The sequence below is a fragment of the Brevibacillus fulvus genome, assembly GCF_016908525.1.
Taxonomy (GTDB): domain Bacteria; phylum Bacillota; class Bacilli; order Brevibacillales; family Brevibacillaceae; genus Brevibacillus_G; species Brevibacillus_G fulvus.
This window is the reverse complement of sequence record NZ_JAFBEB010000004.1, coordinates 127,843-153,250: the sequence shown is the minus strand read 5'-3', so window position 1 is coordinate 153,250 and position 25,408 is coordinate 127,843. Positions and strand designations below refer to the sequence as shown.

General features: G+C 50.5%; 21 protein-coding genes and 1 other RNA gene. 19 read left to right on the top strand and 3 right to left on the bottom strand.

Features of this window, described 5'->3' with window-relative positions; translation table 11 throughout:
- Positions 1-12: 12 nt before the first annotated feature.
- From queA to yajC, 3 genes are all read left to right on the top strand, one after another.
- Positions 13-1,041 (top strand): tRNA preQ1(34) S-adenosylmethionine ribosyltransferase-isomerase QueA, encoded by a 1,029-nt coding sequence (queA, locus tag JOD01_RS07795; RefSeq protein ID WP_204517698.1) that lies wholly within the window; start codon positions 13-15, stop codon positions 1,039-1,041.
- Positions 1,042-1,153: 112 nt separating this feature from the next.
- The gene (gene tgt, locus JOD01_RS07790; RefSeq protein WP_204517697.1) at positions 1,154-2,284 is read left to right on the top strand and encodes a tRNA guanosine(34) transglycosylase Tgt; all 1,131 of its coding nucleotides are present in this window, start codon (positions 1,154-1,156) and stop codon (positions 2,282-2,284) included.
- A gap of 18 nt (positions 2,285-2,302) precedes the next feature.
- Complete coding sequence (gene yajC, locus JOD01_RS07785) at positions 2,303-2,632, top strand: preprotein translocase subunit YajC (protein WP_204517696.1); 330 nt, start codon at positions 2,303-2,305, stop codon at positions 2,630-2,632.
- A gap of 170 nt (positions 2,633-2,802) precedes the next feature.
- Here yajC and JOD01_RS07780 read toward each other — a convergent pair whose 3' ends face one another.
- On the bottom strand, positions 2,803-3,174 hold the full coding sequence (locus tag JOD01_RS07780; protein ID WP_204517695.1) for a TIGR04086 family membrane protein: 372 nt from the start codon (positions 3,172-3,174) through the stop codon (positions 2,803-2,805).
- Between the two features lie 207 nt (positions 3,175-3,381).
- Here JOD01_RS07780 and corA point away from each other — a divergent pair, with 207 nt between their 5' ends.
- Both corA and JOD01_RS07770 read left to right on the top strand, forming a co-directional pair.
- On the top strand, positions 3,382-4,359 hold the full coding sequence (gene corA, locus JOD01_RS07775; RefSeq protein WP_204517694.1) for a magnesium/cobalt transporter CorA: 978 nt from the start codon (positions 3,382-3,384) through the stop codon (positions 4,357-4,359).
- A 93-nt stretch (positions 4,360-4,452) separates the two neighbouring features.
- Positions 4,453-5,163: a DUF421 domain-containing protein gene (locus JOD01_RS07770; protein WP_204517693.1), complete on the top strand. Its 711-nt coding sequence runs from the start codon at positions 4,453-4,455 to the stop codon at positions 5,161-5,163.
- Positions 5,164-5,168: 5 nt separating this feature from the next.
- Here the strand turns inward: JOD01_RS07770 and spoVB are convergent, their stop codons facing one another.
- Positions 5,169-6,749: a stage V sporulation protein B gene (spoVB, locus tag JOD01_RS07765; RefSeq protein ID WP_204517692.1), complete on the bottom strand. Its 1,581-nt coding sequence runs from the start codon at positions 6,747-6,749 to the stop codon at positions 5,169-5,171.
- Between the two features lie 105 nt (positions 6,750-6,854).
- Here spoVB and JOD01_RS07760 point away from each other — a divergent pair, with 105 nt between their 5' ends.
- The 7 genes from JOD01_RS07760 to dtd all read left to right on the top strand — a co-directional run bounded on the left by JOD01_RS07760 (position 6,855) and on the right by dtd (position 15,530).
- Positions 6,855-7,088 (top strand): post-transcriptional regulator, encoded by a 234-nt coding sequence (locus tag JOD01_RS07760; protein ID WP_204517691.1) that lies wholly within the window; start codon positions 6,855-6,857, stop codon positions 7,086-7,088.
- A gap of 206 nt (positions 7,089-7,294) precedes the next feature.
- Complete coding sequence (secD, locus tag JOD01_RS07755) at positions 7,295-8,530, top strand: protein translocase subunit SecD (protein WP_204517690.1); 1,236 nt, start codon at positions 7,295-7,297, stop codon at positions 8,528-8,530.
- On the top strand, positions 8,520-9,455 hold the full coding sequence (gene secF, locus JOD01_RS07750) for a protein translocase subunit SecF (protein WP_204517689.1): 936 nt from the start codon (positions 8,520-8,522) through the stop codon (positions 9,453-9,455). The genes secD and secF overlap by 11 nt, the downstream gene beginning before the upstream one ends.
- A gap of 165 nt (positions 9,456-9,620) precedes the next feature.
- A complete protein-coding gene (gene recJ, locus JOD01_RS07745; protein WP_204517688.1) occupies positions 9,621-11,999 on the top strand; it encodes a single-stranded-DNA-specific exonuclease RecJ in 2,379 nt (792 codons plus the stop codon).
- 12 nt (positions 12,000-12,011) lie between these two features.
- A complete protein-coding gene (locus JOD01_RS07740) occupies positions 12,012-12,524 on the top strand; it encodes an adenine phosphoribosyltransferase (RefSeq protein ID WP_204517687.1) in 513 nt (170 codons plus the stop codon).
- 343 nt (positions 12,525-12,867) lie between these two features.
- A complete protein-coding gene (locus JOD01_RS07735) occupies positions 12,868-15,033 on the top strand; it encodes a RelA/SpoT family protein (RefSeq protein ID WP_204517686.1) in 2,166 nt (721 codons plus the stop codon).
- A gap of 59 nt (positions 15,034-15,092) precedes the next feature.
- Positions 15,093-15,530, top strand: coding sequence for a D-aminoacyl-tRNA deacylase (gene dtd / locus JOD01_RS07730; protein ID WP_204517685.1), 438 nt, complete (start codon positions 15,093-15,095; stop codon positions 15,528-15,530).
- A gap of 109 nt (positions 15,531-15,639) precedes the next feature.
- On the opposite strand, the gene JOD01_RS07725 is transcribed toward dtd, so the two are convergent.
- The gene (locus JOD01_RS07725) at positions 15,640-17,517 is read right to left on the bottom strand and encodes an SH3 domain-containing protein (RefSeq protein ID WP_239565300.1); all 1,878 of its coding nucleotides are present in this window, start codon (positions 17,515-17,517) and stop codon (positions 15,640-15,642) included.
- A gap of 142 nt (positions 17,518-17,659) precedes the next feature.
- Between JOD01_RS07725 and JOD01_RS07720 the strand changes: the two genes are divergently transcribed.
- The 7 genes from JOD01_RS07720 (at position 17,660) to JOD01_RS07690 (ending at position 25,398) form a co-directional block, all read left to right on the top strand.
- Positions 17,660-17,833, top strand: coding sequence for a hypothetical protein (locus JOD01_RS07720; protein ID WP_204517684.1), 174 nt, complete (start codon positions 17,660-17,662; stop codon positions 17,831-17,833).
- Between the two features lie 98 nt (positions 17,834-17,931).
- Complete coding sequence (locus JOD01_RS07715; protein ID WP_204517683.1) at positions 17,932-19,470, top strand: coproporphyrinogen III oxidase; 1,539 nt, start codon at positions 17,932-17,934, stop codon at positions 19,468-19,470.
- Between the two features lie 461 nt (positions 19,471-19,931).
- Complete coding sequence (hisS, locus tag JOD01_RS07710) at positions 19,932-21,197, top strand: histidine--tRNA ligase (RefSeq protein WP_204517682.1); 1,266 nt, start codon at positions 19,932-19,934, stop codon at positions 21,195-21,197.
- Between the two features lie 19 nt (positions 21,198-21,216).
- Entirely contained in the window at positions 21,217-23,007 is a 1,791-nt protein-coding gene (gene aspS / locus JOD01_RS07705; protein WP_204517681.1) for an aspartate--tRNA ligase, read from the top strand.
- A 53-nt stretch (positions 23,008-23,060) separates the two neighbouring features.
- A non-coding RNA gene (ssrS, locus tag JOD01_RS07700) (6S RNA) lies at positions 23,061-23,240 on the top strand.
- Positions 23,241-23,296: 56 nt separating this feature from the next.
- Positions 23,297-24,052: a tRNA threonylcarbamoyladenosine dehydratase gene (locus tag JOD01_RS07695; RefSeq protein WP_204517680.1), complete on the top strand. Its 756-nt coding sequence runs from the start codon at positions 23,297-23,299 to the stop codon at positions 24,050-24,052.
- A gap of 8 nt (positions 24,053-24,060) precedes the next feature.
- Positions 24,061-25,398 carry an AAA family ATPase gene (locus JOD01_RS07690; RefSeq protein WP_204517679.1) on the top strand — a complete coding sequence of 446 codons (1,338 nt, stop codon included), beginning with the start codon at positions 24,061-24,063 and terminating at the stop codon, positions 25,396-25,398.
- The last annotated feature ends 10 nt before the right edge of the window (positions 25,399-25,408 follow it).

Genomic DNA, 25,408 nt, shown 5'->3' with positions numbered 1-25,408 from the left:
GGAGCTATTGAAGTGGACGTACAACAGTTTGATTTTTATTTACCGGAACGTTTGATCGCACAACATCCGCTGGCAGAACGGACTGCCTCCCGTTTGCTGGTGTTGCATAAACAAACAGGAGAAATAGAGCATCGCCGCTTTGTGGATCTGATTGAATATTTGGAAGCGGGAGATGTGCTCGTGCTGAATGACAGCCGGGTGCTTCCGGCGCGGTTGATCGGTGAAAAAGTGGATACCGGGGCCAAGATTGAGGTCTTGCTGCTCAAATCACTGGGGGATGACCGCTGGGAGACGCTGGTGAAGCCGGGCAAACGAGTCAAGCCGGGAACGGAAATCAGCTTTGGGGACGGTTTGCTGCGCTGCACTTGCGAAGCGGTGACAGAAAGCGGCGGGCGCATCATCAAGTTTTCCTACGAAGGGATTTTTTACGAAATTCTCGAGCGGTTGGGCTCGATGCCGCTTCCTCCTTATATTCATGAACAGCTTGAGGACAAAGAGCGCTACCAGACCGTTTACGCCCGGGAAAGCGGCTCTGCCGCAGCGCCTACTGCAGGCTTGCATTTTACCAAGGAGTATTTGGCAAAACTTGAGGAAAAGGGCGTCAAGCTGGCTTATATAACACTGCACGTCGGATTGGGGACATTCCGTCCGGTCAGCGCAGACAAGATCGAAGAGCATGTGATGCACTCCGAGTACTATGAGATGTCCGAAGAAACGGTGGCGCTGATCAAGCAGGCCAAAGCTGCAGGAAAACGCGTGATCGCGATCGGCACAACCTCATGCCGGACGCTGGAAACGGTGGGCAGTGAACGAAACGGTCAACTGGAAGCCTGCTCCGGATGGACAGACATTTTTATTTACCCTGGATATGAGTTTAAAGTGATTGACGGTTTGCTGACCAATTTTCATTTGCCGAAATCAACGTTGGTGATGCTGGTCAGCGCTTTGGCCGGAAGGGAACATATTCTCCAAGCTTATAAAAGTGCGGTTGAACAAGAATATCGCTTTTTCAGCTTTGGCGATGCGATGTTGATCATCTGACTGGTGAGGCTGTCAACGGATGTTGGCAGCCTTTGATTGGTATAACTTGTGATTCTATACAGTTCCAACTATAATAGATAAGACATAAGTCTATCCTGAGGAGTGCAAAAGATTGGCAGTTCGCTACGAGTTAATCAAAACGTGTAAACAGACAGGAGCCAGATTAGGTAAATTACATACGCCGCACGGCACCATCGAAACGCCTGTCTTTATGCCTGTGGGCACGCAAGCCACAGTAAAGACGATGAGTCCGGAAGAATTGCAGCAGATGGGCGCAAAAATTATCCTTAGCAACACCTACCATTTGTTTTTGCGGCCGGGACATGAAATCGTTCGGGAGGCCGGCGGGCTGCATTCCTTTATGAATTGGCCCGGAGCGATTCTTACGGATAGCGGTGGGTTTCAAGTATTTAGTTTGAGCAATTTGCGTAAGATTACAGAAGAAGGGGTTTCCTTTCGTTCCCATCTGAACGGGGAAAAGCTGTTCATTGGCCCGGAGGAAGCCACCCAGATTCAAAACGCGCTCGGCGCCGATATTTTTATGGCCTTTGACGAATGCGCTCCTTATCCGGCTGAATACGATTATGTGAAGAAGTCGATGGAACGAACGACCCGCTGGGCGGAACGCTGCTTGCGCGCCCATGAGCGCCCGGATGAACAGGCGCTGTTTGGAATTGTGCAGGGGGGAATGTATCGGGATTTGCGGGAACAGAGTGCCAAAGATCTCGTTTCGCTTGATTTCCCAGGGTACGCTGTCGGGGGACTCAGCGTTGGCGAGCCTTTCTCTCTGATGTATGAAGTGCTTGATTATACAGTGCCCTTGTTGCCCGACAAAAAACCGCGCTACCTGATGGGCGTCGGTTCGCCGGATGCTTTGATTGAGGGGGCGATTCGCGGCATCGACATGTTTGACTGCGTTTTGCCAACCCGGATTGCGCGCAATGGGACATGCATGACAAGCCAGGGCAGATTGGTCATCCGCAACGCCAAATATGCCAGAGATTTTACCCCGCTTGATCCGGCTTGCGATTGCTACACATGTAAAAATTACACGCGAGCCTATATTCGCCATTTGATCAAAGCGGAAGAGACGTTTGGCATTCGACTGACGACTTACCACAATTTGCACTTTTTGATCAAATTGATGGAGCAAGTAAGAGAAGCGATCAAGGAAGATCGACTGGGCGATTTTCGCGACCAGTTTTTCGCTCAATATGGGTTGAGTGAAGATAGATCATTTTAAGCCGAAGGAGGAATTGCAATGCAAAACTTGCAATCGCTGTTGCCTATTATCATTATGTTTGTGATTTTCTACTTCCTGTTGATTCGTCCGCAACAAAGACGGAACAAGCAGCGCAACCAAATGCTTGCCAGCTTGAAAAAGGGAGACAAGGTTGTAACGATTGGCGGCGTACACGGTACGATCCATGACATCAACGATACAGAGGTGGTTATTCGCATTGCCCACAATGTGAATGTCACTTTTGACCGCGGTGCGATCAATTCCGTGACGGCGGCAAGCCAGGCTGCTCCGGCCGCTCCTGCCTCCAAACCGGCGGTTGCTGAGCCAGTGAATGAAGAGACAAAATAAATGGTGATTCCGCAAGCCAGCGTTGACCTGCTCAACGCTGGCTTTTTTATTTGCCGGGTTCGTCCGGCATCGTCTAATCCTCCCGTTCGTCCGCGCAAAGCAAAGCTCCCCTTTAAGCAGCGCGGGCTGTTTGCACACTTGCTACTTAAAGGGGAGCTGTTTTGTCTACACTATCTTTTAATGGTGGAATTGACGCCAAAGATGCCGCCGATTGCCGCAATCAGGAAGGCGGCGAACAGGTAGACGAGGGTGATCAGACTCACTGGTGCATCAAATCCAAGGAAACCGATCAACAGAACCAGCAAAAAGTAAACCAAACCGGTCAGTCCACCGTAGTACCATCCTCTCCCGCCGCAGCGCCGCCCCGTCACATATCCGCCAATCAAGAGACTAATGATGTTGATCGCGTAGGTGAAATAAGGCAAGGAACGTTCCTGAATATCGGTTAGCGAGAGCAGTGCAGCGGTAAGCAGGGAACCAACCAGAACAAGACCAAAAGTGAAAAGCAACCCCGTAACGATTGAGGTGGATGAACTGCGCACAACATAACCTCCCTCACAAGTAACTGTTTGTACCATCTATATGAGGGGCTTGTTTGCCATATTCGTTTCCCGGGCAAATTATTCGCGACAAGGCGCAAGCGGTCGGCATTTTGCAACACTAGCCGTTGTCAACATTTTTTCCTTATTCATTGAACATTAGGGCGAATTCTCGTATGATGAATGAGGGATCAAATGGGGGTGAAAGGATTGATTAAAACATATTTCTATAACCATTCGGAACAGAAGATGTACCATGATGTCGATTTAAGCACAAAGGATGAATGGTTGCGCTCACCTGAAGATTTGTTATGGATTGATCTATATGATGTAGGCAACAATGAGTTGCAATACATTGCCAATATATTTCAATTTCACCCATTGGCCATTGAAGACTGCCTGCATGTCAGTCCGCGGGCCAAAGTTGACCATTATGAGGACTATTATTTTTTCGTCTTTCATGCCCTGCGTTATAATGAAGAGAGTGACAATGAGATTACGACGCTGGAATTAAACGTTTTTTTGGGACCGAACTACATTGTGACCATTCACAAATCGCCGATGAATACGATCGGCCGCATTGCCGCGCAATGTCATCGCAATATCACCTATTTAAATCGGGGACCGGATTATTTGCTGTACGCGATTGTTGACGGCATTACCGACGAGTATTTTCCGATTATGGACCGGATCAGCGTGCGGATCGATGAACTGGAAGATGAGATGTACGAGCATCAAATGGAAGAGATTACGGAGGAATTTTTGGCGCTGAAACGGACCATTATTCTGATCAGGCGGGTCATTCTGCCGCAAAAGCGCATTTTCGCCAATGTGAACGGCCGCTATTCCTTTGACATATCTGAAGAAAATGTACCTTTTTACACGGACCTGACCGACCATCTGGAACGGATCTCCGATTCGACCGAGACATTTCGCGACCTGGTGAACGGTGCGCTCGATACTTATTATACGATTATCAGCGCGAAAACAACGGAGAACATGCGTATCTTGACGATCATTTCGACGATTATTCTGCCGTTGACTTTTGTCACCGGGATATTCGGGATGAATACGTTCGGCTGGTTGGGAACGGCGGCAGAACCGTACATGCTGCTGATTGCCATTCTCATTATGGTCATTATGATGGCCTCGATGTTTTATATTTTCCGCAAACGAAAATGGCTATAAAACATGTAGCGACAAGGTGAAAACTGGCGAGCATAGGGGCGTCTGTTTGCGTGGAGACTAAAAGCAACACCACGTAAGGAGGACGACAAAAAAATGGAGCTGGCCACAATTCTGCTGCGTACCCTGTTAACCTATTTCTTCATTTTGATGTTGTTGCGTTTAATGGGCAAACGCGAATTAGGGAAGCTGTCCGTTTTTGACGTCGTAATCTCCATCATGCTCGCGGAAATGGCGGTTATGACTATCGAAAATGTTAAGGAGCCCATGCTTAACTTTTTCCTGCCGATGATGCTGATTGCCGTGTTGGAAATCATTATGGCGTTTATTTCGCTGAGAAGCAAAAGGTTTCGCGATATCGTTGACGGCACACCGGAGCTGATTATTGAAAACGGCGAGATTCGTGAAGATGTGATGCGGCGAAACCGCATGAATATGGATGATTTGCTGGTGCATTTGCGCCAAAAAAATATTAAAAACGTCGCCGATGTGGAATTTGCTTTGCTGGAGCCGACCGGACAGATGAGCGTATTTCCCAAACCGGATAAAGATTCGGTTACACGCGGCGATTTTCATTTTCCGCCTCCAAAACGGTCGTCATCAGTCAAATTCAACGGCTTGCCGACTCCATTGATCATGGATGGCCAAATTCTCGAGGAAGGATTGCAGAGAATCGGCCAGAACAAGTTTTGGTTAAAACAAAAGATTCGGCATCGTGGAATCAAAAAAGTCCAGGACATTTCTTTTTGCTGTATCGACGACCAGGGGAACATCCATATCGATATCAAAGATAAACCCCGTCCGTGATTCGCTCAACGGCGGGGAAAGAACAAGGAGAGCTGCTCGCCGATCCACGGAATTCGCTGCACATCCTGCTTGCCGAGAATGCGCAAGGCGACCAGCAGCAGCAAATAAAGCAACAGGCTGGAGCCGGCGGCAGTCAGTATCATCCGATGAATCGGCAGGTCAAGTAACCAATGTGTGGTCATATAGAAGCAAGCATAGCCCATCGCCAGCATGGCGAAGCCGATTTTGAGAAACTCCTTGATCTCGATGGCAAACCCGATTCCTTTGACCAGACTGGCAAAATGAAGCAGGGTGATCAAGGTTATGCTCAGATTGAGCGAAATCACGGCGCCGTGAATGCCAAAGCTGGATTGGGACGTGAGCAAAAACATGGCCACAATTTTGGCGATCGAGCCAAACAGCGTGTTTCGCATCACGATATTGGCCTGATCAAGGCCTTGCAAGGCGGACGCAAGCGGTGCCTGAAAGAACAGAAAAACGGAGAACGGAGCGAGTTCTTTCAGCAATTGCCCGACTTCGGGTTGATTGTACAGCAGGGCGCAAAGCGGTTCCGCCAATACATACAACAGCACTGTCCAGGGGGCGCCGATCACGAGTACGATTCGCATCGATTGATAAACCCGGCGATGCACCAGCGAGCTATTTTTTTGATAAGCGGCCTCTGCCACCGCCGGAACCAGCGATACAGACAAGGAATAGGTCAGAAAGGTGGGAAACATCAGAAGCGGAACCGCCATGCCGGCAAATTGGCCGTAGGCTGAGGTAGCTTCAATTGTTTTATAGCCTGCAAGCGACAAAGCCAGCGGCACAATCATCGGCTCCAGCACATAGGGAATGGAGCCGATGAAGCGGCTCATTGTTACTGGGAGCGAAACGGACAAAAGTTTGTGCAAACTTTCCCGATTTTGCTTCAGGGAAGCAAGGAACGGCTGTTGAAACAAGCTTTCCGCTGTTTTTCGTCCACCTTTTCGAAATTGCCAGATGATGTAGGCAAGTCCCGCACATTCGCCAAAGATGATGCTGGCCACTGCCCCTGCTGTCGCGTACTCAACGCCGAAATCCATGAAAGATGTGGTCATGACAACGACCAATGCAATGCGGACGATTTGTTCGACGAGTTGGGAAGTGGCGGTCGGAGTCATATTGTGCTTGCCTTGAAAGTATCCGCGTAAAACCCCGGATATACTGGCGATCGGAATGACCGGAATCGCCGCCAACAGTGCGATAAACGCCCGCTCATCGGAAAAGATCCAACCGGTGATCCATTTGCCGGCCGCCAACAAGACGAGACTGACCAGCAGGCTCAGCGCGCTTGTAATCAACAAGGCCAAAAGCAAATATCGCTTCGTTTTGCGGGAGTCCTGGGCCGCTTCCGTCTCCGCCACTTGTTTGGCAATGGCTACCGGCAAACCGAAAGTCGTCACACTAATTAAAAAATAGAGAATGGGGACGACCATTTGGTAAAGCCCCATCCCTTCGGCACCGATGATGCGCGAGAGGACGATCCGATTGGCAAAGCCTAGCACCTTTGTGACCGCTCCTGCTACAATCAGGATAACCGTACCATAAAAAAAAGATTGTCTCATGGTCTAGCCCTTTCTTTCCTAAAGGAGTCAGAGTGGGAGAACTTTATAGTTAAACATATGGACTTGCTGGTGGAACCATGACAATTTTGAGAGGAGAGACAGGCGATGGTGGAAGACGAAGAGTTGTTTTCACAAATTATGCACCTATGCGAAAGCAAAGTGGAGGAATTTGCTTTGCTTGGATATGAAAATGTTTCGGCAGAGGAGATTTGGGCATGTGTCTCTTCTGCTTATAAAGAACTGCCGCCTATGCACAAAATCGTCAATGACATCCTAACTTTAAAAATCAATAAATACATGAACTGGATCATGCTGAAAATGTACAAAAATTCCAACTGAAACTTTTGGGCTGCAAAATCGTATCAACAACAGTCACCAGGAGAGGGCGAGTCAGGGCAGAAGAAACAGCAGGGGAAGTTACAATCGTTTCCCATAGAAATAATTGCAAGTTAATTTGACACAGTTTTTTCTCCTTGTCTATAATGGGCATATTGGTTTTTCGTTCTGCCTGACGAAAACCCTTGAGGGAAAGGGGTATCATCCAGATGATAAAATGGAGTCGTTTTTTTGTCTTCTTACTTGTTATTGTGGCCTTGGGTGTGCTGGTAGGGACAACTTCTCTGCCTGTGGCCAAAAACATTACACTCGGCCTTGACTTAAAAGGCGGTTTTGAAATTCTCTACGAGGTGCAACCGCTCGAAGGGGGAGAAGTAACCAGCGAGCTGTTGAACAGTACAGCGCAAATGGTGGAAAAACGCGTGAATATCGGTGGTGTCGCTGAACCGGATATCACGACCGAATTGCCAAACCGGATTCGGGTCAAGATCGCTTCGCAAAATACGGACCAGGATCAGTTGCGCCAACTGATCGGAAAACCGGCTGTGCTTACCTTCCGTGACGAAAAAGGGCAAATTATTTTGCGCGGCAGCGATTTGGCGCCTGACGGAGCATCTGTCGGATATGACGATTTGAAACGCCCGCTTGTTCTGTTGAAATTCTCTGATCCGAAAAAGCTGGAAGATGTGACGCGCGCCAACCTGCACAAGAAAATGGCGATTTATTTGGATGAAAACATGCTGACCAATCCGACGATTCAATCGGTCATCACGGGCGGCAGCGCGCAAATTACCGGGGACTATACGGTGGATTCGGCCAAAGAATTGGCCAGCATTTTGAACTCGGGGGCCCTTCCGGCCAAACTGGTTGAGAAACAGGTGACATCAGTGGGCGCCAGCCTTGGGGCGATGGCTTTGCAAAAAACGATTTACGCCGGATATGTCAGCGCAGTATTGATCTTCCTGTTCATGCTGTTTGTTTACCGTGTACCGGGCATGATCGCCAATATCACCCTGGCCGGATTCATTTATTTCTGTATGGTTGTGCTCAACTGGATGCACGCGACATTGACATTGCCGGGGATTGCCGGGTTCATCCTGTCCGTCGGGATGGCGGTAGACGCCAACATTATTACCTATGAGCGGATTCAGGAGGAGATTCGTTCCGGAAAAACGATCTTGTCCGCATTCCGCGCCGGTCAACGCCGTTCCTTTATTACCATCATTGACGGTCATATTACAACGATTATTGCGGCGCTTGTACTGTTTTATTTTGGGACAAGTTCCATCCAAGGTTTTGCCATCACTTTGACGATGACGATTATCGTCAGCTTGATCACAAACGTGTTTGGATCTCGTTTCCTGCTGTGGCTCCTGCTGAAAGCCAACATGTTCAAGAAGCCGTTCTGGTACGGAGTAAAGGAGAGTGAGATCGGTGAGCTCTAATCAACAACATGAAAAAGTTATCAAGTTCGATATCGTAAAAAACCGGAAAAAATTCTTTCTCCTGTCGGCAACCATTCTCGTCATCGGGTTGGTCTGCATGCTGATCTTCGGGCTGAACCTCGGCGTTGATTTCAAAGCGGGGACCCGGCTCGACTTGTTGATCGGCAAAGAGTTCAATACAGCGGATGTTGAACAGGTGATTGAACAAAATCTGCCCAATGTGCAGCATACCGCACTGACGAAATACGGAACGAACCAGGTATATACGCGCTTTGACAATACCGTAGAGCCTGCCAAACTGACGGCGATTGAGCAAGCGTTGAAAACCAAATATGGCGATCAGGTAACGAAACAGGAATCAACAGTAGATCCGATGATTGCTCGCGAATTGGCTGGAAAAGCAGGGATCGCCATTTTGATTGCTGCGATCGGGATTACGATTTATATCGCGATTCGCTTCCAATTCTTGTTTGGGGTAGCCTGCGTGATCGCCTTGCTGCACGACGCGTTTATTCCGATCGCTTTGTTCTCCATATTCCGGCTGGAAGTTGACTTGACGTTTATCGCGGCGATCTTGACGATTGTCGGTTACTCGATCAACGATACGATCGTTATTTTTGACCGGATTCGCGAAAACTTGCGTTCGACCAAAATCAAAACGATTGAAGATCTGGAGCATATGGTCAATGTCAGCTTGTGGCAAACGATGCGCCGCTCGATCTTCACCGTCGCGGTTGTGTTCTTCTGTGCTTTGTCCATTGCCATTCTTGGCGGGGAAGGAATCCGCAACTTCTCGTTGGCGTTGATTTTCGGGTTGGTCAGCGGTACGTATTCCTCCATTTTTATCGCCGCGCAAGTATGGGTTGCTTTAAAAGAACGGCAAATGAAAAAAGAAAAACTGGCCACTGCGCCAAACCAAGGGTAACGCGGTCGCTCGCAAAGCGTCTGCAACCAGGAACCGAAAGACTATCGGGCGTTGTGCTCGATAGTCCTTTTTTTCGAACAAGCGAGTCTGAGCCTGTTCGTCAGTTGATGCTTGGCGCTCGGGAGCTTTTCTACTATAATGAATGAGGATTGGGGGAGAGGGCCTATGCTAAAAGCGAAAACTCGGTGGCAATTGGCTGCCTACGATGAGAAAGTAGCGGAAGAGCTGGCTCGATCAGGCGACCTGCCTCCGTTCATCGCAAAATTGTTGGTGATCCGCGGCATTCAAACCGCTGAGCAAGCCAGAAATTTTCTGCAAATCAGCCCGCAGCAGTTCCACGATCCTTTTTTGTTGGATGGCATGGCAAAAAGCGTCGAGCGGATACGGCGGGCGATTGAACAAGGGGAACCGATCTGTGTCTATGGAGATTATGACGCGGACGGAGTGAGTTCAACCGCCTTGGTCGTTCATCTGTTTCGTGAATTGGGAGCCCAATTTGACTATTATATCCCGAACAGATTTACCGAGGGCTATGGTTTACATAATGAAGCGTTGAAACAAATCCGCGAGAGAGGCTTTGGCTTGGTCGTGACGGTGGATACCGGTATCAGCGCGGTCGAACAGGCGCGCTATGCCCAGGAGCTTGGCCTCGATCTGATTATTACCGATCACCACGAACCGCCGGCGCAAATCCCCGAGGCTTATGCGGTTATCAATCCGAAAAAGCCGAACTGTCCTTATCCGTTTGAGATGCTTGCCGGTGTCGGGGTCGCTTTCAAACTTGCCCACGCTTTGTTGGGGGAGCCGCCGATGCATCTGATCGATTTTGCTGCGATCGGCACGATTGCCGATTTGGTACCGCTTGTCGATGAAAACCGGATCTTGGCCAGTTTGGGATTGCGACGGCTCAATCAAACGCATCACGTTGGGTTGCAAGCGTTGGTACGGGTCTGCGGACTGGCGGAAACGGAACTTTCCAGCGGACATGTCGGTTTCGCTCTCGGGCCGCGGATTAATGCTGGCGGACGCCTGGAAACAGCGGAAACGGCGATCAAACTGATGACGACAACAGATGCGGCTGAGGCTGACGAGCTGGCCGCCGCCTTGGATGAATTGAACCGGGAGCGGCAAGAATTGGTGCATACAATGACCGAAGAAGCAGTGGCGATGGTTCTGGCTGAGTTTCCCCCGGAAGAGAATCAGGTGCTGGTCGTCGCCAAAGAAGGCTGGAACGTTGGTGTGGTCGGCATTGTTGCCTCGCGTCTGGTCGAAAAATTTTACCGGCCGACGATCGTGTTGGGAATCGATCCGGAGAAAGGCACGGCCAAAGGCTCGGCGCGAAGTATTGCCGGTTTCGACATGTACGAAGCGCTGACCGCTTGCAAGGAGCTGCTGCCGCATTACGGCGGCCATACCATGGCGGCAGGAATGACGCTGCCGGTAGAAAATCTTGCTCCTTTGCGAGTAAAACTGAATCAACTTGCCCAAGACTGGTTAACAGAAGAAGATTTTATGCCGTTGACTCGCGTCGATGTGGCGGTCGCTATCGAGCAAGTCGATTTGGCATTGATTGAACAGATGGAAGCATTGGCGCCATTTGGGATGGGCAATCCCACTCCGCTCATCTTGCTGGAGCAGGTGGAAAGCACGGCGATGCGCCTGATCGGCAGAGAGGACTCTCATTTGAAATGCAGTCTGGTGAAAGACGGCAAAGCCATTGACGCGATCGGCTTTCAACTGGCTCATCTGGCTGCACAGATTACTCCGAAGGCGAAGCTGCAGGTGCTGGGAGAGTTGTCGATCAACGAATGGAATGGCAATCGAAAGGCGCAACTGACCATTCGCGATATGGCGGTGCCGCATCAGCAAATTTTCGATTGGCGGGGAAGCCGGGAGAAACGGGCCAAATGGCTGCAAGTGATCAATCAGGACCAGGGCGTGTTGACCGTTACGTTCCGCCAGCAAAGTTTTCAGGAAATTTCCGCCTGGCTGTCAGAGTTTCAGCAGCAAGCGAACAAAGAGATTCGTCTGGAGTACGCGGGGGCGGAGTCGTACCGCTTGGCAGATGGAAACGCATATCGTACACTGATTTTGTATGATTTGCCTTCGCGGAAGAGCGTCTTGCGGCATATTTTGTGTCAGATGCGCCATGCCGAACGGATTTACTGTTTATTTGGCGATCCGGACGCCAGCTTTGATTTGGTGCAATTCCCGACCCGGGATCAGTTTAAACTGCTGTATCAAATGTTTCGTCAATTCCCGATGATTGAAAAGGGGCAATTGGACGCGTTGGCTCGCAAGCTTCAATTGAAGCGGGCGGTACTGGACAAAATGTTGGCTGTTTTTTTGGAACTGCAGTTTATCCAGGAAGAAGCGGAGCGGGTTCGATTGCATCCGGAACCAGCGAAACAGGCACTGGATCGTTCGCAATTTTATCAGGAATGGCAAGAAGAAGCGGAGCTAGCGGAAGAGTTGCTTTTATCTTCGTATGAATCGCTTGTTCAATATATGAATCAGTGGGTGGAACCAGTTCCCGCCCCGTAGGAGGCTACTAACATGGATTTTAAACAGTATATTCGGGTGATTCCCGATTACCCGCAACCAGGAATTCGTTTTAAAGATATCACCACATTGCTGAAAGAAGGAGCGGTCTATCAAGCCGCCATCGAAGAATTGGCCGCATTCGCCAAACAATTGGACGTCGATCTGATTGCCGGTCCGGAAGCACGCGGCTTTGTCGTGGGCGCGCCATTGGCTTATGCTCTCGGTGTGGGCTTTGTGCCAATCCGCAAATCGGGCAAACTGCCGTATGAGTCCATCAAGGCTGAGTATGATCTGGAATACGGGAAAGACGCGCTGGCTGTGCACGTGGATGCCGTACAACCGGGACAGCGGGTGCTGATCGCCGATGACTTGCTGGCGACGGGCGGAACAATTTCCTCTTCGATCAATCTGATTAACCAATTGGGAGGACAAGTGGTTGGAGCCGCCTTTTTCATTGAACTGACGTATTTGGAAGGCCGCAAAAAATTGGGAGAGATTCCGACGACCACATTGGTGCAATACTAAGTCACCGCGAAAACGATTTGTTTTGATCCGAACCATAGACCAAGTGAAAACGGGCAAATGCCCGTTTTTCCTGTATTTGGGAGATTAGCCCCCCATTCGCAATTTTTCAAAGAACTTCCACAGGAATTCAAGATTATTACCTTTACAATGATTCCAAGTTAAAAGATAATATAATGAAATGCAGTATGTTTGGCGGTCTCGTACAAGCTATAATGCAGGAACAGTCGGAAGAAAAAAGGAACTCCATCGAGGGTTCTTTGCTTTTCTATTGATCGATACCAGGCGAAATCCGTGTCGGCTGGTAGCAAGTTTTTCTTCAGTGAGAGGATAAGGGAAGGGAACTATGATAACAGGCATTGATGAGGTTATAAAAAAAGCCAGTGATTATTTGTCTGAAGCTGACCTTCAGCTTATCACCAGAGCCTATGATTTGGCAAGGCAGGCGCATGAGGGGCAGGTACGGAAGTCGGGGGTTCCTTATATCATGCACCCGATTGCTGTTGCCGGTATCCTGGCAAATCTCCATATGGACGCGGTTACGATCGCAGCTGGCTTTTTACATGATGTCGTCGAAGATACAGAGGTGACGCTCGAAGATCTTCGCCAGCAATTTGGAGCAGATGTAGCCAGGCTGGTTGACGGAGTTACCAAGCTGGACAAGATCAAATATAAATCAAAAGAGGAGCAGCTTGCCGAAAATCACCGCAAAATGCTGGTAGCGATGGCTCAGGATATACGGGTGATTTTGATCAAACTGGCTGACCGTCTGCATAATATGCGGACGTTGCGTCATATGTCGGAGGAGAAGCAGCGGGAAATTTCCGATGAGACACTGGAGATTTTTGCACCGCTCGCACATCGTCTGGGGATTGCTTCGGTCAAATGGGAGCTGGAAGATACCGCCTTGCGGTATATGAATCCGCAACAATATTATCGCATCGTCAATCTGATGCAGAAGAAGCGGGCGGAACGAGAAGCTTACATTACAGAAGCAGCTGAGATGATTCAGGAAAAATTGAAAGAGCTGCATATTGAAGCGGAAATCTCGGGCAGGCCGAAGCATCTTTACAGTATATATAAAAAAATGACGACGCAGAACAAGCAGTTCAATGAGATCTATGACCTGCTTGCCTTGCGCATTATCGTCAACGATATCCGCGACTGTTACGCTGTGCTGGGGATCGTGCATACCTTGTGGAAACCGATGCCGGGGCGCTTCAAGGATTATATCGCCATGCCGAAACCGAACATGTACCAATCGCTGCATACGACGGTGATTGGTCCCAAAGGCGAACCGCTGGAAGTGCAAATCCGCACGTGGGAGATGCATCGGACAGCGGAAATCGGGATTGCTGCCCACTGGGCTTACAAAGAAGGCAAAGGGGTAGTGCAGGGGTCATTTGCCGAGAAATTGGGCAACCTGCGCGAAATCATCCAAGGCGGCCATGAGGAGTCGCCCAATGCTCAGGAGTTCATGGAATCGCTGAAACAAGATCTTTTCTCCGATACGGTTTTTGTGTTTACGCCAAAAGGCGATGTGGTTGAACTCCCCAAAGGCTCCGTACCGCTCGATTTTGCCTACCGCATTCACTCCGCCATTGGCAATCGCTGCATCGGGGCCAAAGTGAACGGGAAAATTGTACCGCTCGATTACGGATTAAAGACGGGCGATATTGTTGAAGTGCTGACTTCCAAACATTCCTATGGACCGAGTCAGGACTGGTTGAAAATTGCCAAATCTGCCCATGCTCGCAATAAAATCAAGCAATGGTTTAAAAAAGAGAAGCGGGAAGAAAATGTTGCCAAGGGGCAGCAAATGATCGAAGCGGAAATCAAGGCGCGCGGTTTTGAATTGAAAGAGGTCATGACCGAAGAAAATATTTTGGAGGCCGCGGCCAAATTTAACTTTCAAGGCCAGGAAGATATGTTTGCAGCCGTAGGTTACGGCGGCTTGACGGCAGCGCAAATCGCTTCCAAAATGACGGAGAAATTGCGCCGGGAACGGGAAGAGAGTCAGCCGTTGCCTGAATTTAAACCTTCGCCAACGAATCACTCCCGCAGCGAATCGGGTGTCAAAGTAAAAGGCGTGGACAATCTGTTAGTCCGGATTTCCCGCTGTTGCAATCCGGTTCCCGGCGATCAGATCATCGGCTTCGTGACAAGAGGGCGGGGCGTGTCTGTCCATCGGACCGATTGTCCCAATGTCCACACAGAGGAGAACGGGGAGCGGTTAATCGATGTCGAGTGGGACAGTGTGATTCAACACAACTATAGTGTCGACATCGAAATTACCGGACACGATCGCAATGGGCTGTTAAATGATGTGCTGCAGGTTGTCAGTGAAACGAAAACAAACATCGCGGCTGTCAGCGGCAAGGCCGATCGCAATCGGGTGGCAACGATTCATATGACCATTTCGATCAGCAATGTTGATCATTTGCACAAAGTCGTGGAACGAATCAAGCGGATTAAGGACATCTACTCGGTTCGCCGGATTTTAAACACCTGAGAAAAGACAGTGCCTTCGCTGGGGCACTGTTTATTTTTGAACCAAGGAGAGATCGAAAGATGAGAGTTGTTGTGCAGCGTTCAAAAGAGGCCAGCGTCACGGTCAATGGCGATGTTGTTGGCAAAATCGACCATGGATTGGTTTTGTTGGTCGGGATTACACATACCGATACCGAACAGCAGGTTGATTTTGCGGCGGACAAAATCGCTCATTTGCGGATTTTTGAAGATGAGCAAGGAAAAATGAATCATTCCGTGCTGGAAACAGGCGGTCAGGTTTTATCCATTTCCCAGTTCACGCTATACGGCGATTGCCGGAAAGGGCGACGTCCCAACTTCATGGAAGCAGCCCGTCCCGAGCAGGCTGAACCGCTTTACGAACGGTTCAATCAACAGTTGCGAGAAAAAGGACTGCATGTGGAGACCGGCCGATTCGGGCAGATGATGGAAGTGCGTCTGCTCAACGATGGGCCGGTGACGCTGATTGTTGAGGCATAGCCTGCAGGAAAAGTTTCTGGCAAGCATAGAAAACGTTCGTACATAAACAAAAGCAGAGAGCGCGGAATGACGCTCTCTGCTTTTTTCTGTTTTGAAGGTGATTGTTATGTTATTGCCCTTTTGTTGAGAAGTAGCGGACAATTCCGTTTAAGATCCCTTGTGCAGCCCGTTCCTGATAATCGGCTGAACGAAGCTTGGCTTCTTCGGCCGCGTTGGACAGGAAACCCACTTCCACCAGAATGGCGGTAATCGGGTTTTCCCGCAATACATAATAATCACCGAAACGAGATTGCATATCTTTGTAGCCCGTTGCCGCAATCAGTTCCGTCTGAACGATGGCAGCCAGCTCGCTTGAACTGCCCTTCGTATAGTAGAAGACGATCGAACCGTTTGTAGACGTATTGGGATGCGTATTATGGTGAATACTGACAAATAAGTCAGCTTTATTTTGCACAGCCACATCTACCCGTTGCTGTAAGGTGAGGTAATGATCGTCCGACCTCGTCATGATCACTTTTGCACCGGCAGCTTCCAGTTTGGTTTTGAGCTGTTGGGCAACTTGCAGGTTAATGTTTTTTTCCAGTGTCGAATAAGTTAATCCGGTGGCTCCGTTGTCTTGGCCGCCATGGCCGGCATCGACGACGATCAGTTTGTTTTTCAGCTGGCCGCTCGTTGCTTGCGGAGTGCTGTTGGCGGAAACCAATTTGGCAAGCACATAGCCAGACAGGCCACTCGGCAATTCAAGTTGATACCAGTCTCCCTGGCGATGTTTCACGGTATACAGTTCGCCCGCCTGAATCAGGGTGAGAATGGGGGAGGCTTCATCAGGCTGCGAGCGGACCGGAGTATTGTTGCTGATCACGGACACGGTTTGTCCGTTGACTGCGCTTGTTGCAGCGGACGGCGCAATGCTCAATAACCAGCCGGCCATCCAGCCAGTCTTTCCGTCACCGGTTTTCACTTGATACCAGTCGCCTTGCTGATCCAGCACGGTCAAAGCAGTTCCGATCGGCAAGGTAGCGATAATCGCGCTGCCGGTGTTCGCTCCCGTCCGCAAGTTGACGTTGTCGGCTGCCACGGTCGCGGTGCGCACGGCAGGAGCGGCTGGTGTCGATGACGAAGCAGGCGCCGGTACCGTCGCCGGAGCGATAGTTGGCGGAACAACACTGGCTGCCGGTGCATCGGGAGCAGACGGTATCCAGGCGGTCATGCCATTCAGGTCAATCTCCCACCACCCTGTCGCTTCGCCTGTTTTGATCACCGTATCTCCTGCGTTTAACTGGGTGATGGCAGGGAGATCCGTATTCGGTTGCGGATAGACAAAAGGCGAAAAGCCGAGAGTGATTTTGATTCCCGACGATGGGAAGGCTTGCGCCGGTTGCGTCGTTGGTTCAACCGTTGATCCAGCCGATGTTGTTGTTCCGGCGGGTTGCACTGGCACTGGCGATTGTGCCGGTACAGTCGGTTTCGACTGTACGGGAGTTGAACTGACAGGTTTGCCGCTGGATATGCCAGTGCTCTCTTTTACGAGCCAGCCTGCTACCCATCCTTTCTGAGAATTGCCAAATTGAATTTGATACCAATCTCCGCTTTTTTGCAGCACCGTATACTTTTGACCGGGATTGATCATCGTCAGTACCGCATCGGATTGGCTTGGTCCGGAGCGCACGTTCAAGTTGGTCACGGTGCTTTCGATCTGTTTCGCCGCACTTGCCGTTGCCGCCGGCTTGACCAACCAGTTGGCAACCCAGCCGGTTGTGCCATTGGGCAGCTTTACCTGAACCCAGTCATTTTGTTGGGACAATACGGGAAGCACCGTATTTAACGGAAGTGTGGTCAGCACCGAATCTGTCAAACTGGGGCCAGAGCGCACATTGAGGTCGTCTACGGTGACTTGCACTTGACTGGCGGCAGCGAATACAGAAGTCGGCATCGCGCAAAGCATAAATACAATCAGAATGGATCTCAGGAGTTTTTGCCGAATCAACAAGGTTTACATCCTTTCTTGTTATTTCTTCCAAGGAAGCTTCTGCCTTGTTAATTTTCGCCTTACACCGGCTTTTTCCTGCAAACTTTGACAAAATGTTTCCTTCTATTACAACCGGGATGAACACGTCAGGAGGGATTGGATGAGACAATCAAACAAGGAAACACTGGCGAAGGAGTTGAGCAACCGTCTCTTCTCCGTCGATTTTCACGATTTTCTGGAAAAAGAGGCAGTGATGAATGATGTCGAAATGTCCGGGGAATTTCACCTGTCGATTGCGGAAATTCAGCGATTGCGCCGCCAAATCAGACGATAGCTTGGCCTGAAATGCACGATTGCATGTTTTTGCGCATTGACCGTGCTTTTTCGGTCGGCTAAGATGGGTAATGGCAGACTGAAAAGCAGGTGAACAAATTGATTCAAGTCAAGTGTATCGGCCATGTATTTGAACGGGAAATCCGCTTGATCTTGGCGCTGTTTTATGAAGATCCACAGATCACGTTTTGCGATGAGCAGGAAGAGCTGAACGGCGATTTGAATCTTACGCTTTCCTTAAGATATGAGCAAACCGGGGTAGTTGCCCACGGCAGACTGGACGCGGGCGGACAGACGGAAGAGTATTCGTACGTACGGCCGTTTGGGACCCGTGATGAAAAGGGCGAGCGGAAAACCGCCAAACAGGCGATCAGCTATACGCTGCTCACTTTGCTGGAGCGGCATACAGGAGTGGAACAAGGCTGGGGGATTCTCACGGGAATCCGTCCGACCAAACTGTTGCATCAGTTTCTGGAAAATGGCATCGGGCGCCAGGAAGCACATCGAATCTTGCGCGAGGATTATCGGCTGCGCCCCTACAAACTGGATCTGTTGCAAAAGATTATCGACTTGCAACTGCAAGTTGTCCCCGATTTATATGAAATCGATCGGGAGTTGTCCGTCTATATCGGCATTCCGTTTTGTCCGACCAAATGTGCCTACTGCACATTTCCGGCTTATGCGATCAAGAGTCACGCCGCCTCGGTCAATCCGTTTCTGCTCGGGTTGCACCATGAGATTTCGCACATCGGCGAATGGTTGAAGCAGCGTGATATGAAAGTTACCTCCGTTTACTTCGGGGGCGGTACACCGACGAGCATTACTGCGGAAGATCTGGACCAGCTGTTTACGACTCTCTACGATCGCTTTCCCCATATGGATCAGGTCAGGGAGTTGACGGTCGAGGCAGGACGTCCGGATACGATTACGGCGGAAAAACTGCAGGTCATGAAAAAGTGGCAGGTTGATCGAATCAGCATCAATCCGCAGTCGTTTACCCAGGAGACTCTCCGGGCAATCGGTCGTCATCATACCGTCGCCGAGACGATTGAGAAGTATCATCTGGCGATGGAGATGGGACTGACCAATATTAACATGGACCTGATTATCGGGCTTCCCAACGAAGGAATGCATGAGCTGGAGCACAGTTTGCGCGAAGTGGAAAAGCTGAAGCCGGCTTCGTTGACGGTTCATACGCTCTCGTTTAAACGCGCTTCGGAAATGACGCAAAACAAAGAGCGTTACAAGGTCGCCAGCCGCGATGAAATCAGAAAGATGATGAACCTGGCCGAACAATGGACTTCGGCCAACGGCTATCGTCCTTATTATCTCTATCGGCAAAAAAATATTCTCGGCAATCTGGAAAACGTCGGCTATGCGCAACCGGGTCAAGAAAGCATTTATAACATCATGATCATGGAAGAAGCGCAAACGATCCTCGGGCTTGGCTGCGGCGCTGTCTCCAAGTTAATCCCACCGGGTTCCGACAAGCTGACGCGCTGGCCGAATCCGAAAGATCCCAAAACGTACAACGAAACGTATCGCCAGTTGACGGAAGCGAAACTGCGGGATCTGGACCAGCTTTACGAAGACAAGCGGCAGCCGGTCATTTTGGAAAAAAATGCGGCCGACCGTTGACGGCCAATCCTGTATTTGCTATTATTTCAAAATAAGTTTGTTGCATAGCGATCTGATGAAGGGACCAAGTACCCAAGGAACGAATAGCTAGAGAGGAAATGCCGTGGCTGCAAGCATTTCTCTATTGCGTCTTGGCGAATGACTTCCCGGAAGACCCCAGTGAACGCGCAAAGCCAGTAACTGTAAGGCGTAACACCGGCGTTAACGGTTTGGGAACGGTTGACGGTTATCTGCGGCAAAGCAGATTGCCAAGTCGTTCTGAAAGCGGGATACGTTTGTATTCAAGCAGGGTGGCACCACGGGAATGTGTATAACATCTCTCGTCCCTGACATGATGAACCATGTCAGAGACGGGAGATTTTTATTTTTATCCGGTTTGCCAGGCTAGCCCGGCTTTTGGCAACGCCGATGCAGCGCGGATGCACATAAAGAAAACATTTGCAGAAGATGGAGGAATGGCAATGGCAAAGATTCAAATTCCCCGCGGCACACAGGATATACTGCCAGGCACAGTGGAAAAGTGGCAATATATCGAGAGCCAGACGCGGGAACTCTGCCGTCGATTTAACTATCAGGAAATTAGAACGCCGTTGTTTGAGCAAACCGAACTGTTCCAGCGCGGCGTCGGGGAAACGACCGACATTGTGGAGAAAGAAATGTACAGTGTCCGAAATCCGCGCAGTGAGGATCAGTTGACGCTGCGTCCGGAAAATACCGCGGGAGTTGTGCGTTCCTATGTGGAGAACAAAATGTACGGTTCGCCCAATCAACCGACAAAACTGTTCTACATTGGTCCGATGTTTCGCCATGAACGCCCGCAGGCTGGCCGGTTGCGGCAGTTCACGCAATTTGGGGTGGAAGCGATCGGTTCGATGGACCCGGCGATTGATGCCGAGGTTATTGCTTTGGCAGTGCGCTTTTATCAATGGTTTGGTTTAAAAGGAATTTCTGTTGAACTGAACAGCATTGGGACGCTTGAAGATCGCGCCCGTCAACGCACCTATCTGACTGATTTTCTCAACGGTGTGCGCGATCAGCTGTGCGCGGATTGCCAATCGCGGATTGACCGTAATCCGCTGCGGGTTTTGGATTGCAAAAATGAAAAATGCCAGATGTTGACCAAAGACGCTCCTTCGATCCTCGATTACCTCAGCGAACAGTCTGCCGCCCATTTTTCGGCGGTGCAAGAGTATTTGAGCGATCTGGACATCTCTTTTACCGTCAATCCCCGTCTCGTTCGCGGTCTCGATTACTACACCTTGACTGCATTTGAGATCAAGATGGCGGAAATCGGTGCGGTCGAAACGCTGTGCGGCGGCGGCCGGTACAACGGACTGGTTGCGGAGCTGGGCGGAGACGACATGCCCGGGATTGGCTTTGCCTTAAGCATTGAGCGATTGCTGCTCGCGCTGGAAAAGCAAAACATCCAGCTGCCGGTAGAGTCCGGCATCGACTGCTATCTGGTCATTCAGACGCCTGCGGCAAAAGCTGTCGCCTTTAAATTGTTGGATCAGCTTCGTCAGGCGGGCATCCGCGCGGAAATGGATTATCTCGAGCGGAAAATGAAAGCCCAGCTGAAGGCGGCCGATCGTCTGGAAGCCCGCTTCACGGCGATTCTCGGGGAAAGCGAATTGCAAAACGGGACCGTCGTCCTCAAAGAGATGGCCACTGGCGATCAGCGTGAGCTTTCTGTGGCGGAGTTGGCGAGTGTTTTAAAAAAATCATAAAATAAAGGAGTAAAAAACGATGGAGTGGAAACAACGTACCATATATTGCGGACAAGTCAGCAAAGAGTTAGTAGGACAAGAAGTGACGTTAAACGGTTGGGTGCAAAAACGACGCGATTTGGGCGGCGTCATCTTTATTGATCTGCGGGACAGGGAAGGGCTCGTCCAGGTCGTGTTCAATCCCGAATACAATAAAGAAGCGTGGGAAATCGCCGATAAAGCGCGCAGCGAATATGTGCTGTCCGTTACCGGAAAAGTGGTGGAACGCGCTCCCGAAGCGGTCAACCCCAAATTGAAAACAGGGGAAATCGAGGTTCATATCCATACGATCACCATCCTCAACGAGGCCAAAACGCCGGCATTCCCGATTGAAGATGATCTGGATGTCGATGAGCAAATCCGTTTGAAATATCGTTATCTGGATTTGCGCCGTCCGGAAATGCAGCGCAACTTCATTCTCCGCAGCAAGGCAGCGAAAGCTTTCCGCGATTTCCTCGACAGCAACGGCTTCCTGGAAGTGGAAACTCCGATGCTGACCAAAAGCACTCCGGAAGGCGCGCGCGACTATTTGGTTCCCTCGCGCGTTCATCCAGGCGAATTTTACGCTTTGCCGCAATCTCCGCAGCTGTTCAAGCAGCTGTTGATGGTTTCCGGTTTTGAGCGCTATTACCAGATCGTTCGCTGCTTCCGCGACGAAGATTTGCGGGCAGACCGGCAACCTGAATTTACCCAGGTCGATATTGAGACTTCCTTCTTGTCGATGGAAGACTTGCTGCCGATGATGGAAAAAATGGTTGCCCATGTATTCAAACAAACGATCGGCGTTGATGTGCCGACTCCGTTCCCGCGTCTGACTTATGCGGAAGCAATGGCTCGCTATGGTTCGGACAAGCCGGATGTCCGCTTTGGCATGGAACTGGTCGATGTCTCCGATCTGGTCGCAAACAGCGGGTTTAAAGTATTTGCCAGCGTCGTGGAAAACGGCGGGCAAGTGAAAGCGATCAATGCCAAAGGCTGCGGCCATTATTCCCGCAAGGAAGCCGATGATCTGGGCAAATTCGCTTCCCGGTACGGCGCCAAAGGCTTGGCCTGGATCGGTTTCAAAGACGGCGAAGTAAAAGGGCCGATCGCCAAATTCTTTACCGAAGCGGAAATGCAGGCGATGAAAGAGCGGTTGGAGGTTGCTGATGGAGATTTGCTTCTGTTTGTGGCCGATAAACCCAAAGTGGTTGCCGATGCATTGGGTGCTCTTCGTTCCAAATTGGGAGCGGAATTGGGCTTGATCGACGAAAGCAAGTTTGCGTTCCTGTGGGTGGTTGACTTCCCGTTGGTAGAATGGGATGAGGATGCGCAACGTTATGTGGCGCTGCACCATCCGTTTACCCGTCCAAAAGACGAAGACTTGCATCTGTTTGAAACCGATCCAAGCAAAATGCGCGCCCAGGCGTATGACATGGTGTTGAACGGCTATGAGCTCGGCGGCGGTTCGATGCGGATTTTCAAACGCGACGTTCAGGAGAAAATGTTCAAAATTCTGGGGCACAGTCCGGAAGATGCGCGGGAAAAATTCGGCTTCCTGCTCGATGCCTTTGAATACGGCACACCTCCGCATGGCGGAATCGCCCTTGGCTTGGACCGCCTGATCATGCTGCTGGCTGGCCGCAACAATTTGCGCGAGGTCATTGCCTTCCCGAAAACGGCGAGTGCCAGCGACTTGATGGTGAATGCGCCGGGAACGGTCGAAGAAGCCCAGTTGAAGGATCTGCATATCGCCAGCATTGCAGAGAAGGAAGACGGCGAAGAGGCGTAAGGCAGGGAAACTTGCGATCCTCTCTTGCTTCGTATACGATATAAGTAATTAAAAAAGCCCTGCGATGTGCGTGACTTCCGATAGTTTTGAGCCACAACCCTTTTAAAGGGAGTTCTTGTCCGTGGCCGCAATGACATGCCTCCTTCGAGTGGAAGTTTGAAGCGGTCAGGCGGTACACCCACCTGCTAGTGCAGGTTCAAAACTGAGGAGCAACACGGCATAATGGGGCTTTTTTCTCTATGCTTCCCTACTTATCCGATGAGATTAAAGTGAAAGGTTGTTTCGACATATGTTACATCAATTTTCGCGCTGTGAATTGGCCTTTGGACCAGAGGGTTTAGAGAAACTGAAGAATAGTACCGTCGCTGTCCTTGGGGTCGGCGGTGTTGGCTCATTTACCGTGGAAGCATTGGCTCGAACCGGAGTGGGCAGGCTGATTCTTGTGGACAAGGACGTTGTCGATATTACCAATATCAACCGTCAAATCCATGCGAACTTGCAGACGATCGGGCGGGAAAAAACTGAATTGATGAAAGAACGGATCGCGCTGATCAATCCAGAGTGTGAAGTGATTACCCTGCATATGTTTTACAACGAAGAAACGTACACGCGGCTGTTTGAATTCCCCATCGACTATATCGTCGATGCGATGGATGTGGTTTCCGCCAAAATCCATTTGATTCTGGAAGCGAAAAAACGCAACATTCCGATTATCAGCAGCATGGGCGCAGCGAACAAAATGGATCCGACGCGGTTTGAAGTAGCTGATATTTCGCAAACCAGCTATGACCCTATCGCCAAAGTGATTCGCCGGGAATTGCGCAAAGAACGCATCTACAAAGGCGTGAAAGTGGTATATTCCAAAGAGATCCCGGTGACGATCCGCGACGAGGTTCGCGACCAGATCGTTGTTGATCCGAATTCGCCGATCCGCAAAGTACGTCAACCCCCTGCGAGCAACGCGTTTGTTCCGTCGGTAGCCGGTTTGATCCTTGCCAGCGTTGTCGTCCGCGATATCATCGATTGGCAGCCGGCCAAAGGGTAAGGACAGACATGGATTTGTTCACTTACGCCTTTGACGAACAAGAGGGGGGACGGAACAAACCGTTAGCGGCCAGGATGCGTCCGCAAACGGTTCAGGAGGTTATCGGCCAAGCGCATATTTTGGGACCGGGTAAATTGCTCAGACGCGCGATTGAAGCGGACCAGGTGTCTTCGCTCATCTTTTACGGTCCGCCCGGTACGGGGAAAACGACGTTGGCCAAAGTAATCGCCCGCTCTACCCGCTCCCGTTTTGCGGAATTGAATGCTGTCACCGCAGGGGTAACAGACATCCGCAAAGTGGTGGAAGAGGCAAAGGAACGGCTGGTTATGGAAAACACGCGGACAACCTTGTTTGTTGACGAGATTCACCGCTTCAATAAGGCGCAGCAGGATGCCTTGCTTCCTTATGTAGAAGAGGGCACGATCATTTTGATTGGCGCGACGACGGAAAATCCGTTTTTTGAGGTAAATCCGGCGCTGTTGTCCCGTTCGCAAATTTTCCAACTGGAGCCGTTGTCGGAAGCGGATTTGCGGCAAGTGATGGAGCGTGCTCTAACCGACAGGAAAAACGGTTTGGGGGATTTGCACGTAAAAATTGAGGAGGAAGCAGCGGAGCATCTGATCCGCTATGCGGAAGGCGATGCCCGCCGATTGCTGAATGCGCTGGAATTGGCGGCGACGACGACACCGGTTGGCGCAGACGGTTCAATCCGCATTACTCTCGATGTGGCGGTGGAATCGATTCAACGCCGCACGGTTCGCTACGATAAAAGCGGGGATAACCACTATGACACGATTTCCGCTTTCATTAAGTCGATTCGCGGTTCCGATCCTGACGCTGCTTTATACTGGCTGGCCCGCATGATCGATGCCGGAGAAGATCCGCGCTTTATCGCCCGGCGCTTGGTCATCTCTGCCTCGGAGGATGTCGGCAATGCCGATCCCCAGGCCCTCCAGGTCGCTGTTTCCTGTTTTCAGGCATTGGAACTGGTCGGGATGCCGGAAGGGAGAATTCCGCTGGCGCAAGCAACCACTTATTTGGCCAGCGCACCGAAGAGCAACGCTGCTTATGTGGGAATCAATCAGGCTTTGGAGACGATCCGCACAGAGGGGCACAAACCTGTGCCGGTTCATCTGCGCGATCGCAGCTACAAAGGGGCAGCCAAACTGGGACATGGCGCGGGCTACCTCTATCCGCATGATTATCCGGATGGATATGTTCCCCAGCAATACTTGCCAGACGGGGTTCACCATTCCTTTTACAAACCAAAGGAAATCGGTTACGAACGAAATATGAAGAAATGGCAGGAAATGCGCCGTTTGCGCAACAGACCGGATCGCCAGTAAGCCGTGAGAT

Bases quoted from the DNA above. Each gene is read 5' to 3' on its own strand.
- yajC (WP_204517696.1), top strand. From the start codon at position 2,303: ATGCAAAACTTGCAATCGCTGTTGCCTATTATCATTATGTTTGTGATT.
- JOD01_RS07770 (WP_204517693.1), top strand. From the start codon at position 4,453: ATGGAGCTGGCCACAATTCTGCTGCGTACCCTGTTAACCTATTTCTTC.
- spoVB (WP_204517692.1), bottom strand. From the start codon at position 6,749: ATGAGACAATCTTTTTTTTATGGTACGGTTATCCTGATTGTAGCAGGA.
- JOD01_RS07760 (WP_204517691.1), top strand. From the start codon at position 6,855: ATGGTGGAAGACGAAGAGTTGTTTTCACAAATTATGCACCTATGCGAA.
- secD (WP_204517690.1), top strand. From the start codon at position 7,295: ATGATAAAATGGAGTCGTTTTTTTGTCTTCTTACTTGTTATTGTGGCC.
- recJ (WP_204517688.1), top strand. From the start codon at position 9,621: ATGCTAAAAGCGAAAACTCGGTGGCAATTGGCTGCCTACGATGAGAAA.
- JOD01_RS07740 (WP_204517687.1), top strand. From the start codon at position 12,012: ATGGATTTTAAACAGTATATTCGGGTGATTCCCGATTACCCGCAACCA.
- JOD01_RS07735 (WP_204517686.1), top strand. From the start codon at position 12,868: ATGATAACAGGCATTGATGAGGTTATAAAAAAAGCCAGTGATTATTTG.
- dtd (WP_204517685.1), top strand. From the start codon at position 15,093: ATGAGAGTTGTTGTGCAGCGTTCAAAAGAGGCCAGCGTCACGGTCAAT.
- JOD01_RS07720 (WP_204517684.1), top strand. From the start codon at position 17,660: ATGAGACAATCAAACAAGGAAACACTGGCGAAGGAGTTGAGCAACCGT.
- hisS (WP_204517682.1), top strand. From the start codon at position 19,932: ATGGCAAAGATTCAAATTCCCCGCGGCACACAGGATATACTGCCAGGC.
- aspS (WP_204517681.1), top strand. From the start codon at position 21,217: ATGGAGTGGAAACAACGTACCATATATTGCGGACAAGTCAGCAAAGAG.
- JOD01_RS07695 (WP_204517680.1), top strand. From the start codon at position 23,297: ATGTTACATCAATTTTCGCGCTGTGAATTGGCCTTTGGACCAGAGGGT.
- JOD01_RS07690 (WP_204517679.1), top strand. From the start codon at position 24,061: ATGGATTTGTTCACTTACGCCTTTGACGAACAAGAGGGGGGACGGAAC.